At 45.7% G+C, this 17,558-nt stretch carries 16 protein-coding genes; 4 read left to right on the top strand and 12 right to left on the bottom strand.

Annotation, left to right across the window (positions count from 1 at the left end; translation table 11 throughout):
• Positions 1-7 precede the first annotated feature (7 nt).
• The 6 genes from P4S59_RS02460 to zapE form a co-directional block, all read right to left on the bottom strand.
• Positions 8-745: a cytochrome c1 gene (locus P4S59_RS02460; RefSeq protein WP_005372881.1), complete on the bottom strand. Its 738-nt coding sequence runs from the start codon at positions 743-745 to the stop codon at positions 8-10.
• A complete protein-coding gene (locus P4S59_RS02455) occupies positions 742-2,007 on the bottom strand; it encodes a cytochrome b (protein WP_005372880.1) in 1,266 nt (421 codons plus the stop codon). The genes P4S59_RS02460 and P4S59_RS02455 overlap by 4 nt, the downstream gene beginning before the upstream one ends.
• Positions 2,007-2,597: a ubiquinol-cytochrome c reductase iron-sulfur subunit gene (petA, locus tag P4S59_RS02450; RefSeq protein WP_005396462.1), complete on the bottom strand. Its 591-nt coding sequence runs from the start codon at positions 2,595-2,597 to the stop codon at positions 2,007-2,009. The genes P4S59_RS02455 and petA overlap by 1 nt, the downstream gene beginning before the upstream one ends.
• Positions 2,598-3,215: 618 nt before the next feature.
• Positions 3,216-3,608, bottom strand: a complete 393-nt coding sequence (gene rpsI / locus P4S59_RS02445; RefSeq protein ID WP_005372876.1) for a 30S ribosomal protein S9 — start codon at positions 3,606-3,608, stop codon at positions 3,216-3,218.
• 15 nt (positions 3,609-3,623) lie between these two features.
• Positions 3,624-4,052, bottom strand: coding sequence for a 50S ribosomal protein L13 (rplM, locus tag P4S59_RS02440; protein WP_012842158.1), 429 nt, complete (start codon positions 4,050-4,052; stop codon positions 3,624-3,626).
• A 250-nt stretch (positions 4,053-4,302) separates the two neighbouring features.
• Positions 4,303-5,406, bottom strand: coding sequence for a cell division protein ZapE (zapE, locus tag P4S59_RS02435; RefSeq protein ID WP_005395918.1), 1,104 nt, complete (start codon positions 5,404-5,406; stop codon positions 4,303-4,305).
• A gap of 195 nt (positions 5,407-5,601) precedes the next feature.
• On the opposite strand from zapE, the gene zapG reads away from it, so the two are divergent.
• The 3 genes from zapG to degS all read left to right on the top strand — a co-directional run bounded on the left by zapG (position 5,602) and on the right by degS (position 8,871).
• Positions 5,602-6,045 (top strand): Z-ring associated protein ZapG, encoded by a 444-nt coding sequence (zapG, locus tag P4S59_RS02430; RefSeq protein ID WP_005395919.1) that lies wholly within the window; start codon positions 5,602-5,604, stop codon positions 6,043-6,045.
• Between the two features lie 203 nt (positions 6,046-6,248).
• The gene (locus P4S59_RS02425; protein WP_337167943.1) at positions 6,249-7,616 is read left to right on the top strand and encodes a Do family serine endopeptidase; all 1,368 of its coding nucleotides are present in this window, start codon (positions 6,249-6,251) and stop codon (positions 7,614-7,616) included.
• Positions 7,617-7,806: 190 nt separating this feature from the next.
• On the top strand, positions 7,807-8,871 hold the full coding sequence (degS, locus tag P4S59_RS02420; protein WP_005395921.1) for an outer membrane-stress sensor serine endopeptidase DegS: 1,065 nt from the start codon (positions 7,807-7,809) through the stop codon (positions 8,869-8,871).
• A 37-nt stretch (positions 8,872-8,908) separates the two neighbouring features.
• On the opposite strand, the gene parC is transcribed toward degS, so the two are convergent.
• The 6 genes from parC to nudF form a co-directional block, all read right to left on the bottom strand.
• Positions 8,909-11,194, bottom strand: coding sequence for a DNA topoisomerase IV subunit A (gene parC / locus P4S59_RS02415; protein ID WP_337167942.1), 2,286 nt, complete (start codon positions 11,192-11,194; stop codon positions 8,909-8,911).
• Positions 11,195-11,197: 3 nt separating this feature from the next.
• Positions 11,198-13,078, bottom strand: a complete 1,881-nt coding sequence (parE, locus tag P4S59_RS02410) for a DNA topoisomerase IV subunit B (RefSeq protein WP_006743361.1) — start codon at positions 13,076-13,078, stop codon at positions 11,198-11,200.
• 249 nt (positions 13,079-13,327) lie between these two features.
• Positions 13,328-13,912: an esterase YqiA gene (gene yqiA, locus P4S59_RS02405; RefSeq protein WP_046874000.1), complete on the bottom strand. Its 585-nt coding sequence runs from the start codon at positions 13,910-13,912 to the stop codon at positions 13,328-13,330.
• Between the two features lie 47 nt (positions 13,913-13,959).
• Positions 13,960-14,766, bottom strand: coding sequence for a 3',5'-cyclic-AMP phosphodiesterase (gene cpdA / locus P4S59_RS02400; RefSeq protein ID WP_046874001.1), 807 nt, complete (start codon positions 14,764-14,766; stop codon positions 13,960-13,962).
• Positions 14,767-14,827: 61 nt separating this feature from the next.
• Positions 14,828-15,271: a DUF1249 family protein gene (locus tag P4S59_RS02395; protein WP_005395930.1), complete on the bottom strand. Its 444-nt coding sequence runs from the start codon at positions 15,269-15,271 to the stop codon at positions 14,828-14,830.
• Positions 15,271-15,921, bottom strand: a complete 651-nt coding sequence (gene nudF / locus P4S59_RS02390; RefSeq protein WP_337167941.1) for an ADP-ribose diphosphatase — start codon at positions 15,919-15,921, stop codon at positions 15,271-15,273. The genes P4S59_RS02395 and nudF overlap by 1 nt, the downstream gene beginning before the upstream one ends.
• 229 nt (positions 15,922-16,150) lie before the next feature.
• On the opposite strand from nudF, the gene tolC reads away from it, so the two are divergent.
• Positions 16,151-17,479 carry an outer membrane channel protein TolC gene (gene tolC / locus P4S59_RS02385; RefSeq protein WP_012842165.1) on the top strand — a complete coding sequence of 443 codons (1,329 nt, stop codon included), beginning with the start codon at positions 16,151-16,153 and terminating at the stop codon, positions 17,477-17,479.
• Positions 17,480-17,558: the final 79 nt, after the last annotated feature.

Below are 17,558 nucleotides of genomic sequence, written 5' to 3'. Positions count from 1 at the left end.
AGCACAATTAATGCACATCGCGCCAATACTCTTTCTTGAGCATCACGACAACGATGGTTAGAAGCACTAAGAAGCCCATTACCCACCAACCTAAAGCATGACGCTCAAGCTGCACTGGGTCACCTGAATAAACCAAGAAGTTCACTAGGTCACCAACCGCTTTGTCGTATTCGCCTTCGCTCAGCTCACCCGTACCGTCTGTTTCAGTACCAACAACAACTTGTACTTCTTCGCCATCTACGATTTTCGTATCGTAAATCGGCGTCGGGATACCTTGTAGCTCTTCGAGCACATGTGGCATACCAACACTCGGGAAGACAATGTTGTTTACGCCGAATGGACGAGATGGATCAACATAGAAAGAGCGTAAGTAAGTGTATAACCAATCAGCACCACGAACTCGTGCAACCAACGTAAGATCTGGTGGTGGAGCACCAAACCAGTTTGCCGCTTGCTTCGGTGGCATTGCGTTGACCATTAGATCACCGATTTTCGCTTCAGGATTGAAAATCAGGTTTTCTTTCATTAAGTCTGTTGGAATTTCCAAGTCTGTTGCTACACGCTCATAACGCTGATACTGCGTTGAGTGACAAGCAAAACAGTAGTTCATGAACAACTTCGCACCGTTTTGTAGCGAAGCTTTATCCGTTAGGTCAACATTCGCTTTATCCAGCGGAACATTGGCCCCAGCTGCCATCGCTAGTGATGGCAACATCGCAAATAGAATTACAATCCACTTCTTCATTTGAATGTCACCCTCTCTGGTAATGGTTTGGTTGCTTCATTTTTGCTGTAGAAGAACAGCAACACAAAGAACATGAAGTAACACAAGCTAAAGATCTGAGATAGTAGTGTGTACGTTGGTGTTGCAGGTAACGCACCTAAAATACCCAGAGCGATAAAGGCGATAGTGAACTGTACAATATTCAACAGATGAAGTTTGCTACGGTAACGGTATGAACGAACTTTACAACGATCCAACCAAGGTAGAACAAACAGCACTGCAATTGACGCACCCATTAGGATAACACCTAATAGTTTGTCTGGAACCGCACGTAAGATTGCGTAAAACGGCGTGAAGTACCATACCGGAGCAATGTGCTCTGGTGTCTTCAGTGGGTTGGCCGCTTCAAAGTTAGGCGGTTCAAGGAAGTATCCTCCCATTTCTGGGTTAAAGAACAGCACGTAACAGAAGAAGAACAAGAAACCAGCCACACCAACCAAGTCCTTAACCGTACCGTATGGGTGGAAAGGAATAGAGTCGATAATGTCGTATTTCTTCGTGTAGTAATCGTGGAACTTGAACTGTGTCTTGTAATCATCGCCCATTGAACCTTTTGGTAGCTTAGTTTCGATACCATCAGGGTTGTTTGAGCCGACTTCGTGCAGCGCCAATACGTGCAGAACTACAAGAAGAAGTAGAACGATAGGCAGTGCGATAACGTGTAGCGCGAAGAAACGGTTTAACGTTGCACCAGAGATGATGTAGTCACCACGGATCCAAAGCGTTAGGTCATCACCGATAACAGGAATCGCACCAAACAAAGAAATGATTACCTGCGCACCCCAGTATGACATCTGACCCCATGGCAGTAGGTAACCCATGAATGCTTCAGCCATTAGAACGAGGAAGATCAACATACCGAAGATCCACAGTAGTTCACGAGGTTTTTGGTATGAGCCGTAGATCAGGCCACGGAACATGTGCAAGTACACAACAACGAAAAACGCAGATGCGCCAGTTGAGTGCATGTAACGTAGAAGCCAACCGTACTCTACATCACGCATGATGTACTCGATAGAAGCAAACGCACCGTCACCAGAAGGAACGTAGTTCATCGTTAGCCAAATACCCGTTAGGATTTGGTTAACCAGAACCAGCATCGCCAGAGAACCGAAAAGGTACCAAAAGTTGAAGTTCTTAGGCATTGGGTATTCAGACAAATGCTTTTTATAAGCATTCATTGCAGGAATACGCTTTTCAACCCAGTCTAACATTGCTTGCATTATGCATCCCCCTCATCAACACCCACAATGAGCTTGGTGTCGCTCAAATACATGTGCTTAGGAACGACAAGGTTCAATGGAGCAGGTACCCCTTGGAACACTCGACCAGCCATATCGAACTTAGAACCATGACAAGGACAGAAGAAGCCAGATCTTACGCCCTGGACCTGCTCTGAGAAAGAGTCTGGTAGATAGGTTGGTGAACAACCTAGGTGAGTACAGAAACCAACAGCGACAAAAAACTCTTCCTTAATCGAACGAAACTCATTCTGAGCGTACTCAGGCTGCTGTTCCATTTCAGATTGCGGATCACGAAGCTTATCGCCGATCGTTTTTAAGTTATCTAGAACGCTTTGAGTGCGGCGAACAATCCATACAGGTTTCCCCTGCCACTCGACACGAACCAGCTGACCTGGTTCAATTTTACTTATATCCACTTCCACCGGTGCACCTGCCGCTTTGGCTTTGGCACTCGGATTCCATGATTTGATAAAAGGCACGGCGACGGCGACTGCCCCTAACCCACCAACAACTGCCGTTGTAGCGGTTAGAAAACGCCTGCGACCGTTATTTAAAGGCGCGTTGCTCATCCAAACATTCTCCCATTTGCTCCCTTTGGATCGTTATTATTCCGCTTATAAGAGCATGGCTAACAAATAATGAATTTAGTTCTATTTATTGGAGGGAAATGATAAAGAAAACCCTACTTTTTGACAAGATAAAGCTACCTTTTTGTAACATTTGTGAGGCAAATCGCTCGCGTCGTCACAAAAGCGGCAGAATTATAAAAAATTGATGTGATTTGTAACAAGAAAGCACAACATGGAAGTTCTGCTGAAAGCTATTCAAACCTTTTATCTTGGTAGTTTTCAGTTAATTACACAGCAAAATATTTCTTAGTGCGCATTCAACTTACGTTGTTTGTATTTTCACTTTTGTAGCACGCCGCATACGCAAAAAAGACGAGTAGGCATTTTAAAACATGTTGCAGGGATATTAAGACGTAAAGGCACCCACAGCAGATAAATAAGCTTATAACGTATGGTAAGGAAGAAGCCTTACTTTGAGCCTAGTTATAAGTGAATACAAATGGATATTGATAGGCAGGTATTATTTCTTTAAAAACAAAAAAGCCCGGCATAGAGCCGAGCTTTTGGTACACAGTTTCCAGAGTAACTCTGAAAAGCAGAATTTCCAATAAGAGGAAATTAACGCTTAGAGAACTGTGGACGACGACGTGCTTTACGTAGACCAACTTTCTTACGTTCAACGCAACGAGCGTCACGAGTAACGTAGCCAGCTGCGCGTAGAGCAGGACGTAGAGACTCATCGTATTCCATAAGCGCGCGAGTGATACCGTGACGGATAGCACCAGCTTGACCAGAAATACCGCCGCCTTTAACTGTTACGTAAAGGTCTAGCTTTTCAGTTAGTTCAACAAGTTCTAGAGGTTGTTGTACAACCATGCGAGCTGTTGGACGACCGAAGTATTCGTCAAGGTTACGCTTGTTTACTACAATGTTGCCGCTGCCTGGTTTAATAAAAACACGTGCAGCTGAGCTTTTGCGACGGCCAGTGCCGTAGTATTGATTCTCTGCCATTTTCGAAATCCCCAATTAGATGTCTAGTACTTGTGGTTGTTGAGCAACATGGTTGTGCTCAGCGCCTGCGTAAACTTTAAGCTTACGGTACATAGCACGGCCTAGAGGACCACGTGGAAGCATGCCTTTAACTGCAAGCTCAAGAACCATCTCAGGTTTACGATCGATCAACTTTTCAAAAGTGATAGATTTTAGACCACCTGGGAACTCAGAGTGGCGGTAGTACACTTTGTTCTTAGCTTTGTTACCAGTTACAGCAACTTTCTCAGCGTTGATAACGATGATGTAGTCACCAGCGTCAACGTGAGGAGTGTATTCAGCTTTATGTTTGCCACGTAGGCGAGATGCAATTTCACTTGCTAGACGACCAAGAGTTTTACCTTCAGCGTCTACAACGTACCAGTCGCGTTTTACAGTTTCTGGTTTAGCAACGAAAGTTTTCATGCTAATAATAACCCGTTAATTAAAATTTAAACTTTAAGGAACACCGTTCTGGTGCTCCCACACTGTCTAAGAGCCCAGTCATCACCCCTTCGAGTCGTTGGTACTCTCGACCTTCAATTTCGAAATAACTTCGATAATCCGGTCTGCAGTAACGGTGGGTCGCAGGATTATAGAGAAGAGCGAAGAAAAAATCACCTTTTTTTGCGCCAAATCACTAATTTTTTCTTCACTTTTTAAGAACCCACTAGATTTAGGCCAAATGCTCACGCGCGAGGTACTCATGACTTTGCATCTCAGTGAGCCGAGACAAACAGCGCTTAAATTCAAACTCGAGCTGCCCCTCAGTATATAAGTCTTCCATTGGCACTTCAGCAGAAATAATCAACTTCACATTGCGCTCGTAAAACTCATCGACCAGTGCGATAAAACGCCTCGCAGCGTCATCTATTTTTCGGTTCATCTGTTGAACGTCCGCCAATAATACCGTGTGATAAATTCGGGACAGCTCAATGTAGTCATTTTGACTGCGAGCGGTTTGGCATAACTGAGCAAACGACGCATGCAGAACCCCATCACTCGCTTCAATTACCTCAAGCTGACGGTGATTAACTTCGATTTGATGAGCGACGATCTGACGTTCGCCCGTCAGCTGCTGATAATACTTGTTGAGATTAATGTTGGCCTGTTCATCAAGTGGATAATGGTATATTTCGGCCTGTTCAAGCGTTCTTAAGCGATAATCAACGCCACTATCAACATTCAACACGTCACAGCGTGCCAAAATCATATCAATTGCAGGCAAAAAGCGCGCTCTTTGTAAGCCATTACGATATAAGTTCTGCGGTTCGATGTTTGAAGTCGCGACTAGGATCATCTGCCGCTTGAACATCTCTTGGAGTAACGTTGCAAGGATCATCGCATCCGTAATGTCAGAGACAAAAAATTCATCAAAGCAAACCACATCCGCTTCTTCTTTGAATTTATCCGCTACTTTTGCTAGCGGATTTTCGACATCACCTAACAGCTTCAACTCATCATGTACTCGATACATGAAGCGGTGAAAGTGTACGCGCATTTTTCTTTGGGTTGGTAAAGCATCAAAAAACGCATCCATGAGGTACGTTTTACCGCGTCCGACTCCTCCCCAAAAGTAAAGACCTTTTGGGGGTTCAGGCATGTCGATTTTTTTCCCCATGAGCTTTTGCCATTTGGAAAGCTGGGGCACAGGAGCTGACTGAAATTCAACGATAGCATGGTAAAGCTTATCTAGTGCAACGACCGCTTGATACTGAGCTTCATCACGCTGAAACCCGTGTTCTGCTATGTCTTTTTGATATTGTTGTAGTGGTGTCATCGTATTAAGTCGTATAGAGGTACTGGGAAAAGGGTTACCTCGGGGTCAACTTTGAGAATAGAGAGAAGTAGTTATCAGTCCCCGAAGACATACTGCTATTTTTCTTTATCGGCTGTTCAAGCCATAGTAACATGGACTAGCACCGCGTGTAACTAAGTAGTAAAAGACTTGTTAAAACAACTATAAGGAGCAGTTATGCCTTGGATTTATGCCATTGTGGGTTTGCTGGTCGGTACAATCGTAGGCGTAGTCATTAGTAGACTAACCACCCCTGAATACAAGAAACAAAAGTCTGTGCAGAAAGAACTTGAAGCGGCCAAGTTTGAACTAGAGCAACAACGTCAAGAGCTCGTCGATCATTTTGCACAAACCGCAGAAATGTTGGATACACTAGGTAAAGATTACACCAAGCTGTACCAACATATGGCTAAGACCTCTTCTGAGCTTTTGCCAAACTTGCCAGAGCAAGACAACCCGTTTGATAAGAAAACGGCAATGTCTTCTGAAGCTATTGCAGAAGATCAACCAGAGTTTAACGAACAGCCAAAAGACTACGCCAATGGCGCAACGGGTCTTTTAAAGGATCAAGAGAAAGAAATCATTAATGCTCCCGAAGCGGTAACCGCAAAAGCATCATAACCTTCTCTTACCTCTACCTACTAGGGCCGATACATTTGTATCGGCCCTTTTTTGAACTTTTTCTTCTTACCTTTGCTCTAACTTGGATGTGAGCTGCCTCCCCCTTTGATTATCCGAACTAGGCCCTATATTAGTTATTAACAAAGTGAACTAACCGTTCGGATATTTCTTTTTGGCAGACATGTTTCAAGAGGAGTTATTGGATGAAAAAACCACTGCTTGCGCTCACCGTTCTATCTCTGAGTTTGGGCTCTATTATTGCGCCAGTTCAAGCCACCGCCGCATTACCTTTAAATGTGGATGGCCAACAGTTACCTAGCTTGGCGCCCATGCTTGAGAAAGTAACCCCTGCTGTTGTGAGTATTGCTGTAGAAGGCAAACAAGTACAAACCAGCCGTATTCCCGAACAATTTCAATTCTTCTTTGGACCGGACTTTCCGATGGAGCAAAGGCGCGAGCGCCCGTTCAGAGGTTTAGGTTCTGGTGTCATTATTGATGCGAAAAAAGGGCATATCGTCACTAACTACCACGTAATCAAGGGCGCGGATGAGATTCGAGTTCGCCTCTATGATGGTCGCGAGTATGACGCTACGCTCGTTGGCGGAGATGAGATGGCCGATGTTGCGTTGCTTAAATTAGAAAAAGCGAAAAACTTAACGCAAATTAAAGTCGCAGATTCCGACAAACTTCGCGTAGGTGACTTTACGGTTGCGATTGGTAACCCATTCGGACTCGGTCAAACCGTGACGTCGGGCATCGTCTCAGCGTTAGGCCGTAGTGGCTTAAACGTTGAAAACTTCGAAAACTTCATCCAAACCGATGCCGCAATTAACAGCGGTAACTCTGGTGGTGCATTGGTCAACCTTAATGGTGAGCTGATCGGTATTAATACTGCGATTTTAGGCCCTAACGGCGGTAACGTGGGGATTGGCTTTGCGATTCCGTCCAACATGATGAAAAACCTCACCGAGCAAATTCTAGAGTTTGGTGAAGTCAAACGCGGCATGTTGGGTGTACAGGGCGGTGAAGTAACCTCTGAGCTGGCTGATGCATTGGGTTACGAGTCGAGTAAAGGGGCCTTTATTGGCCAAGTCGTACCAGACAGCGCAGCCGATAAAGCTGGATTGAAAGCCGGTGATGTAATTGTATCGGTAAACGGCAAAGAGATTAATACTTTCTCAGAGCTCCGCGCAAAAGTAGCAACGCTGGGCGCAGGAAAAGAAATCACATTAGGTGTGGTTCGAGATGGTAAGAATAAAACCTTTGATGTAACGCTTGGCGAATCTACAAATATGAAAGCCAAAGCCGAAACATTACACGAAGGGCTCAAGGGTGCGGAATTAAGCAATACGACACCAAGTGATGCAATTCAAGGCGTTAAAGTATCGAGCGTTGCAGATAACTCTCCGGCTGCTCAATATCAATTACAACAAGGGGACATCATTATCGGTGTAAACCGTCAGCGCGTGAAAAACCTTGCTGAGCTTCGTGCAATCGTGGATAAGCACAAAAGCGTATTGGCTCTGAATATTCAGCGTGGCGAACGTACTATTTATCTTGTTATTCGTTAGTCACTTTCAAAGTAATAGGAAATAAGGTTTTCGATGCATAGCATCGAGTAATAAGCCTCGAATACTTTTCCTTATCGCTCAATAGCTAATGAAAAGGGCAGCACGATTCCGTGCTGCCCTTTTGTTATTTTTCAATGTAATGCTATTCTTCATCTTCTATGCCATTTTGGCGCTCATGCATGGAGAGGATATGCTCAGCTTTTTATTACGTTCTGTCTTTTTAGGCTTGGCTACTGCCGCAGTGGTATTACTGGCGGTACCATCTTTGCGCAACAACGTAATTCCTGCCGCGCTAGATCCGCAACCTGTTAATATCGCGTCCGTTGAGTTGACATTTAATCAGGCGGTGCGAAGAGCAGCACCTGCCGTAGTAAACATCTACAGCCGTAAATATGTTGAAAATGATCGCAGTAAACTCTCGACTCAAGGTCTGGGTTCAGGTGTCATTGTCAGTGAGAAAGGCTACATCATTACCAACTACCATGTGGTTGCTCAAGCAGACCAAATTGTTGTCGCATTACAAGACGGTAGAGCCGCAGCGGCTCAGCTAGTTGGCACGGATAAACGCACAGACATTGCCGTACTGCGTGTCGAAGGTTCAAATTTACCTGTTATTCCTCTGAACTCTAATTACAAGCCACAAGTGGGTGATGTGGTCCTAGCCATCGGTAACCCATACAACCTTGGACAAACCACAACGTTCGGCATTATTTCAGCAACAGGACGCTCATCGATTAGCGACGGTCGCCAAGCATTCATTCAAACCGATGCCGCCATCAATGAGGGCAACTCTGGCGGTGCTCTAGTGAACACACAAGGTGAGCTCGTCGGCATCAATACCGCCTCTTTCCAACAAGCGACTGATTTAGAAACTTACGGTATTTCCTTTGCGATCCCTGCGCCACTAGCCAGCAAGATCATGCAGAAAATCATCGCTGATGGTCGCGTGATTCGTGGTTATATTGGAATCGACGGCCAAGACATTAATGCGGTCACTGCTCGCCTACTTGGAAATGAACACATAGGTGGTATTGTCGTGCTTGGTATTGATCCAAATGGTCCAGCCAATGCGGCAGGCTTCCAAAAGCAGGACATCATTATCAGTATTGATGGCAATAAAGTGCAAGGGCGTCAGAGCGTTATGGATATCGTCACCGATTTACGTCCTGGCACCACCGTGGACGTCGGCATCATTCGTAAAGGAAAAGAGATGAGCTTGAAAGTCACCATTGCTGAAGACAAGCAAGAAGCATAAAAAATCCCAGCCATTGGCTGGGATTTTTATTTGTGCGTTACTCGCTATCGCTCGGTGTTTCCGTCGTATCGGAATCGTCCAGCTCAACCTCAATGCGAGTGACTCGCTGCAAACCTCTTGGTAGTAACCCACCTCGGCGACCACGTTCGCCACGGAAGTTATCAAGGTCAGACGGTTTAAGACCCAATTTTCGCTTACCCGCGTACAACGTTAACGATGCACCTTTTGGTAAAGACATTAAGTGAGATAGTACTTCTTCTCGCTCTTTTGCTTTAGCAGCAGGAATGTTGATGATCTTATTCCCTTTACCTTTCGCCAGTTGTGGCAGGTCTTTGATTGGGAACAGCAGCATGCGACCTTGGTTAGTAATTGCTAAGATTTCATCAGAATCTAAATCTTCAATCGCTTTTGGCGTCATGACCTCAGAGTTAGCCGGCAAAGTGACCAGCGCTTTACCACTGCGGTTTTTAGACAGCAAATCAGCCCCTTTACATACAAAGCCGTAACCTGCATCAGAGCCCACCAGCCACAGCTGATCTTCTTCACTCATGATCACTTGGCGAATACTGCTACCAGCCGTAATATTCAAACGACCGGTAATCGGCTCACCTTGACTACGAGCAGAAGGCAGCGAGTGTGATTCCAGAGAGTAACTTCGACCGTCACTACCTAGGAATACCGCCGGCTGATTACTCTTACCTCGCGCATGCGCTAAGTATTTATCACCCGACTTATAGTTCAGGCCTTCTGCATCTACGTCATGGCCTTTCGCGTGACGAATCCAACCTTTCTCAGAAAGCACAACCGTGATTGGTTCGCTTGGAACAAGATCACGTTCAGTAAGCGCTTTTGCTTCTGCACGCTCAACCAATGGAGATCGACGGTCATCACCGTATTTCTCTGCGTCTGCTTTGATTTCTTTTTTCAGTAGTGTGTTTAGACGACGCTCAGAACCGAGCAGCTGTTCTAGCTTCTCACGCTCTTTCTCTAGCTCGTCTTGCTCACCACGAATCTTCATCTCTTCTAGTTTGGCTAAGTGACGAAGTTTGGTGTCTAGAATCGCATCCGCTTGGATATCGGTAATACCAAAACGTGCCATCAATACCGCTTTAGGATCATCTTCAGTACGGATGATCTCAATCACTTCATCTAGGTTTAGGTAAGCAACCAACAAACCTTCCAAAATGTGTAAGCGAGCCATGACTTTGTCTAGGCGGTGTTGTAGACGGCGACGTACGGTCGTGCGACGGAACTCAATCCACTCTGACAGAATTTGCACCAGACCTTTAACTTGAGGACGATTATCCAAACCAATCATGTTCAAGTTAACGCGGTAGCTGCGCTCAAGATCCGTTGATGCGAACAAGTGGTTCATCAACAAATCACAATCGACGCGGTTTGACTTAGGTACCACAACGATACGCGTTGGGTTCTCGTGATCCGACTCGTCACGAAGATCGTCAACCATTGGTAGCTTCTTCGCACGCATCTGGTTGGCGATTTGCTCAAGCAGTTTTGCACCCGATACTTGGTGTGGCAGAGAGGTGATAACGATATCAGAACCTTCTTTGTGCCATACCGCGCGCATCTTGATGCTGCCGCGACCGTTGCGGTAAATCTTCTCAATATCCGCTTGCGGCGAGATGATTTCTGCTTCTGTTGGGTAATCTGGACCTTTAACATATTGCATCACGTCCGGCAGTTCTGCTTTCGGGTTGTCGATCAAATGAATAGTCGCATCTGCGATTTCACGAACGTTATGCGGTGGGATATCTGTTGCCATACCAACCGCAATACCGGTTACACCGTTAACCAGGATATGAGGCAGACGTGCTGGCAACATTTGTGGCTCTTTCATTGTGCCATCAAAGTTAGGTTGCCATTCAACCGTGCCCTGGCCAAGTTCGCCCAGCAACACTTCAGCAAACTTAGACAGTTTTGCTTCGGTATAACGCATTGCCGCGAATGATTTCGGGTCATCTGGCGCACCCCAGTTACCTTGACCATCCACTAATGGATAGCGGTAAGAGAATGGCTGAGCCATCAATACCATCGCTTCGTAACAAGCTGAATCACCGTGCGGATGGTATTTACCTAGCACGTCACCAACGGTACGTGCAGATTTTTTGTATTTTGCTGATGCAGAGAGACCAAGCTCTGACATCGCATAAATGATGCGTCGTTGAACCGGCTTTAAGCCATCACCAATGTATGGCAAGGCGCGGTCCATGATTACGTACATCGAGTAGTTCAGATAAGCGTCTTCAGTGAACTTGCGCATTGGCAACTGTTCGACGCCATCGTAGGTAATTTCTGTAGACATCCGTTACACCTCTGCCAAGTCGCCGTTGTTTTGTAGCCAAGAACGACGGTCATCTGCACGCTTTTTGCCTAGCAGCATGTCCATCATTTCCATGGTCGCCGTAGAGTCGTCAATGGTTAGCTGCACTAAGCGACGCGTGTTCGGATCCATGGTGGTTTCACGCAACTGAAGTGGGTTCATCTCACCCAGACCTTTGAATCGTTGCACGTTGATTTTGGCTTTCTTCTTCGACAAGCGCTCTAAAATGCCATCTTTTTCATCGTCATCGAGGGCGTAGAACACTTCTTTCCCGCAATCGATTCGATACAGAGGCGGCATCGCCACATAGATATGGCCCGCTTCAACCAGCGCGCGGAAGTGACGAGTAAATAGAGCACAAAGCAGCGTTGCGATGTGAAGACCATCCGAGTCCGCATCGGCAAGGATACAGATCTTACCGTAACGCAACCCCTCAAGGTTATCGCTGTCAGGATCAATCCCCAAAGCCACTGAAATATCGTGTACTTCTTGAGATGCTAATACTTGGTCAGCAGAGACTTCCCACGTGTTCAAGATCTTACCACGTAGTGGCATCACGGCTTGGAATTCACGGTCACGTGCCTGTTTTGCCGAGCCACCCGCAGAGTCACCCTCCACAAAGAAGATTTCAGTGCGACTTAAATCCTGTGCTGAACAGTCGGTCAACTTACCTGGCAGTGCCGGGCCGGACGCCACTTTCTTACGTACGACTTTTTTCGCTGCACGCATACGACGGTGCGCATTAGCGATACAGACTTCTGCCAATTGCTCTGCTAGCTGAGGCTTTTCGTTCAACCAAAGACTGAACGCATCTTTTACTACGCCAGAGACAAATGCCGCGGTTTGACGAGAAGACAGACGTTCTTTGGTCTGGCCTGCAAATTGCGGATCTTGAATTTTAACCGACAACACGTAAGAACAGCGGTCGAAAACGTCATCACCCGTTAGCTTCACGCCACGAGGTAATAGATTACGGAACTCACAGAACTCGCGCATCGCTTCTAACAAGCCTTGGCGTAAACCATTAACGTGCGTACCACCTTGAGCAGTTGGGATCAGGTTAACGTAGCTTTCGGTGATCATCTCACCACCTTCTGGCTGCCAAATTACCGCCCAGTTTGCCGCTTCGGTATCCGCCAAGAACTCACCAGTAAATGGTTCTTCAGGAATAACTGGGTAGCCTTTTACGCCTTCCGCAAGATAGTCTTTAAGACCGTCTTCGTAGTACCACTTATAGTCTTTACCATTAACTTTGTCGGTTAATGTAATTTCTAAACCCGGACACAAAACCGCTTTTGCGCGCAGATTATTGACTAGGCGCGTAACAGAGAAGTTAGCCGAATCGAAGTACTTCGCATCAGGCCAGAAATGCACGCTGGTACCGCGATTGCGACGACCACATGTGCCGGTTACGGTCAGGTCAGAAACTTTATCACCGTGCTCAAATGCAATTTCATACACTTGGCCATCACGACGAACGGTTACTTCAACGCGTTTTGACAACGCGTTTACTACCGAAATACCTACCCCGTGCAAACCACCAGAGAATTGGTAGTTTTTGTTAGAGAACTTACCACCTGCGTGCAGCTTGCATAGGATTAACTCTACGCCTGACACTTTCTCTTCAGGGTGGATATCAACAGGCATGCCTCGACCATCATCGATCACTTCTAGTGATTGGTCGGCATGTAGGATGACTTGTACTTTTGAGGCATGTCCGGCTAGCGCTTCGTCGACACTGTTGTCGATAACTTCTTGGCCCAAATGGTTTGGGCGCGCTGTATCCGTATACATCCCTGGTCGGCGACGTACTGGCTCTAAGCCATTCAGTACTTCAATGGCACCAGCATTATATTGTTCAGTCATAATACGGAATTATTCTCAAAGTTTACTTGTTGCCTGAATATCACCAATGGGTGAACCCATACTCAGGAAACGAAAAAGCCACCCTGTTCACATCACTAAGTGCTTGTAAACATGATGCATAACAAAGTAGCCAGGGTCCTCGACCCTTAAGATCTTTTGGCAAAACATAGTCGGAAAGCATACCGCCCATGTCAAGAAACGGTTGGATATATCAATAAAAACTATGAGCCTTTTCCAATCGCTTTCGAATTACAGTTCTAGAAATTCGATAATCTGTGCAGGATAACGCTCAAAGCCTACAAAACTGTGATCACCGCCTTGTTCTACTGTTTGCTTAGCGTCTGCAAACTTATCTACCGCTTGTCGATAGTCTAAAACCTCATCTTCTGTCTGCTGTAACAACCAGAAAGAATGTGGCGACGCGATGCTTTGTACATCAAGAGCTTTTAACTCGTCAATATGACAAGCTTCAAGTGTATAGGTTTCGTGCGTATAAGGGTTAGTTTGCTCACCCAAATAATCTACTAACAACTCATAGGGCTTAACCGCGGGGTTGACCACAACCGCTTTAAATCCAAACTTGTCATTTAGCCACATTGACATAAAGCCGCCTAATGAGCTGCCCACCAGACCAATGTTATAGTCGTCTTTATATTGCTCGATGATATCCAACAACATTTTCGCCGCTTGTTGAGGATAACAAGGTAACTGGGGAACAATCACTTTGATATCAGGACGATGCTGCTCGCAGTATGCTCTCATCACATTGGCTTTCATTGAGAGTGGGGAGCTGTTAAAACCATGGATATACAGAAGAAGTGAAGGTTTACTCATAGATATCTCGCACAAAAAAGCGAGCCCGAACATAGAGCTCGGGCGCGTTAGTATCCGTTAGAAGAGAAGTCTGGTTGGAACTGACCATCAGGAAGTCGGCCCACTTGAGTCGTAATATCACCACAAGCATGCAGCTGCAGTTCACGCCAACCAGGCGAAGTCGTATCGAGGGCAAAATCATCCGAGTTAGGCTTAAACTGAACACACGTCGAGGGTGTTGCCATCACTCGAATGCCATTATGAAGCACATTCATGTCTTGATGAACATGACCACAGAGAATACCTTTCACGTTATCAAAACGATCGACAACCTGCCAGAACGCTTCGGCATCTTTTAAGGTATGTTGATCAAGCCACGCGCTTCCCACCAATAATGGATGGTGATGCAGCAACACAAGTGTGTGCCTTTCTGGGTGTTCTGCTAACTTTTCTTCGAGTAACGCTAACTGCTGATCACTCAAGCGTCCGTGGGGAACGCCAACAACTTGCGAGTCTAAAAGAACCAACTGCCAATGCGCGCCAAGCAATACATGCTCTGCCGCTTTGATTTGTTGCGAAGGTAATACACTGCCCATATTGGGCTTGTAGTCATGATTACCAGGCAGCCAAAAGCAGTCTTTCTCTAGCGGTTCAATGCCTTCGGCAAAGCGCTGGTAAGATTCTGCACTATGGTCTTGGGAAATATCCCCTGTCGCCAAGATGTAATCAAACGTCACGTTGCGGCGTAAAACATCAGCAACAACAGCGTTAAAGCTATCGGCCGTTTTTACGCTCAGCAAACTTCCCTCATCGGCAGCAAACAGATGAGTATCCGTAATTTGTAAAAGTTTGATGCTGTCACTAGATGATTGCAAAATGAAAACCTGATTCGTCCACTATATCGTTATTTGTTATTTTCCTTTAGTGACGTGACGATCAATTGAAGGCAAGTGGTGTTCTACTGATACCACTTCGTAAACAAAACGTCAGCCATTCACCGAGGAATGTGTTTAGTTGATGCTTTTCATCTTTCTGCATCAGTTGGTCGTTGGGATAATCATACTTAGCTTTTATGCGAGAGAACTCTCCGCTTGAGCATACTTCGGCTACTCTCGCATCGTGATAAAGCCTGACAGACATCGTCGGTAAAGGAAACACTGGCGTTTCATCACTCTGACATATCTCAACAACTGTGGTGTATTTTGTGATTTCATTCACGGTCAGTTGGTAAACCATGTTCGCCGCTTGATAGCAGCGTACATCCCCAACTTCGGCAGAAGCAGGCAATAAGGCGTTCAATTTAGCGTAGTTGGTCTCATAGGTTCTCATTAGACCCGCTAAATCAACATGATACCTCTGTTTTTCAGCCACTTGTGCCATTACTTACTCTCCACCATTTGGGGTTGCCCCCACTGTGACTTCAACTCTTGATGGTTTAATTGCAACCATTGCAACGCAATAATCGACGCACCATTTTCAAATTTTCCGTCTTTCACCCATTGATATGCTTGCTCGCGACTCAAAACATGTACGCGAATATCTTCATTCTCATAGTCTAAACCATGAATGCCGTGCGCTTTAGATGCGTCCACTTCACCAACAAATACGTCCAACTTTTCCGAGCAACCGCCAGCTGAAGGATAATAAGAAGTGACTGGCGCAACACGACCCACTTGTATCCCCGCCTCTTCGACAGCTTCTCGGCGAATGACGGCTTCAGCTGATTCATCACGGTCAATCATACCCGCGACAATCTCTAGCTGCCATGGGTGTTGATGCTCTAAGGCTCCTACTCGAATCTGTTCAATGATAACCACTTGATCCGTACTTGGATCATAAGGAAGCATCGCTGCAGCATGACCACGCTCGAACATTTCTCGTTCGACAACCTCGCTCCAACCTCCAGCAAATAGCTTATGCTGAAAGCGATATTTCACCATTTTGAAAAAGCCTTCAAATAAGGTTTCTTTCGAGATGACTTTTACATCTTGCGAAGTAAAATCCTTTTGTTGTTTGTCACACTGTTGCATTCGACACCTCTCTGAGTGAATCTTGTAGTTTACTCATTGTTATTCGCTTGCTCAAAGGACTTGGCTCAACTTTTTGTACAATAGTTACAAATTAATTTAAGTCTTTGGTGAAAATTTATTGCACAACTGGATAATTACGTGTAAAAAAGTGCAAACTTTAGAGTAAATATCGTGCAAATTGAGTTAAACTACTGAGAATTAACCAATCTATTGACCGCGGGAATAGAAAATGAAAAAATTGCTTCCACTATTTATCAGTGCAGCGCTAGGTAGCATGAGTACGTCTGCGTTCGCAGACTCTTTGGCTGAAATCTACGACTTAGCAAAACAAAATGATCCACAATTGCTCAGTGTAGCAGCACAACGTGACCAAGCTTTCGAAGCAATCACCTCAAGCCGTAGTGCTCTATTACCACAAATTAACCTAACAGCAGGTTACAACTTAACTCGTGGTGATACTGAATACGACTCAAATCTAGTCAATGACGTATCAAACGATGCCAACGCTCTAACCGCTGGTGTTAGCTTTTCACAAGCACTTTACAACCGCGCATCTTGGATCTCGCTAGATACCGCTGAGAAAAGTGCTCGCCAAGCAGACGCAACTTACGCTGCGACTCAACAAGCACTAATTCTTCGTGTTTCACAAGCGTATTTTGAAGTTCTACGCGCACAAGACAACCTTGTTTTCGTCCGTGCAGAAAAAGCTGCAGTGGGTCGTCAACTAGAGCAAACAAAACAGCGTTTTGAAGTAGGTTTATCTGCGATCACTGACGTACACGACGCGCAAGCTCAGTACGACCAAGTACTGGCGGATGAAGTGTTAGCAGAAAACGCACTGACTAACAGCTACGAGTCATTACGTGAAATTACCGGTCAAGAACACAAAGATCTCAACATCTTGGACACTCGCCGCTTCACTGCTAGCCCATCGACCGTGCCTGCTGAGTCGCTAATTGACGAAGCAAAAACCAAAAACCTGACCTTGCTATCTTCACGTATTCTTCAAGATATCGCACGTGACAATATTTCACTAGCAAGTTCTGGTCATCTACCAACGCTGTCTCTAGACGGTGGTTACAACTACGGTGATACGTCTCATAGCTCTCGTGACAACACCACAGACAACTTCAATATCGGTGTGAACCTTGCGGTGCCGCTATACACGGGTGGTAACGTCACCTCTCAAACCAAACAGGCTGAATACGCGTACGTGGCTGCAAGTGAAGATCTTGAAGCACAATACCGTAGCGTAGTAAAAGATGTTCGCGCACAAAACAACAACATTAACGCCTCTATCGGCGCACTACGTGCTTATGAGCAAGCCGTTATTTCTGCGCGCTCTGCACTAGAAGCAACAGAAGCAGGTTTTGATGTGGGTACTCGTACTATCGTTGACGTGCTAGACGCAACTCGTCGTCTATACGATGCGAATAAAAACCTATCGAACGCTCGTTACGACTACATCTTAAGTGTTCTTCAGCTACGCCAAGCCGTTGGTACGCTAAGCGAACAAGACATCTTAGACGTTGATGCAGGTTTGAAAGCAGCAAAATAACTGCTGACTGAATGCTTCAGTTCTCAATAAATAAAAACGCCAGTTGATTTATCAGCTGGCGTTTTTTATTGCTTGCCGT

It is taken from the genome of Vibrio sp. M60_M70, assembly GCF_037162085.1.
Lineage (GTDB): Bacteria > Pseudomonadota > Gammaproteobacteria > Enterobacterales > Vibrionaceae > Vibrio > Vibrio diabolicus.
The sequence above is the reverse complement of the archived record's forward strand: the minus strand, read 5'-3'. Positions and strand labels throughout refer to the sequence as shown.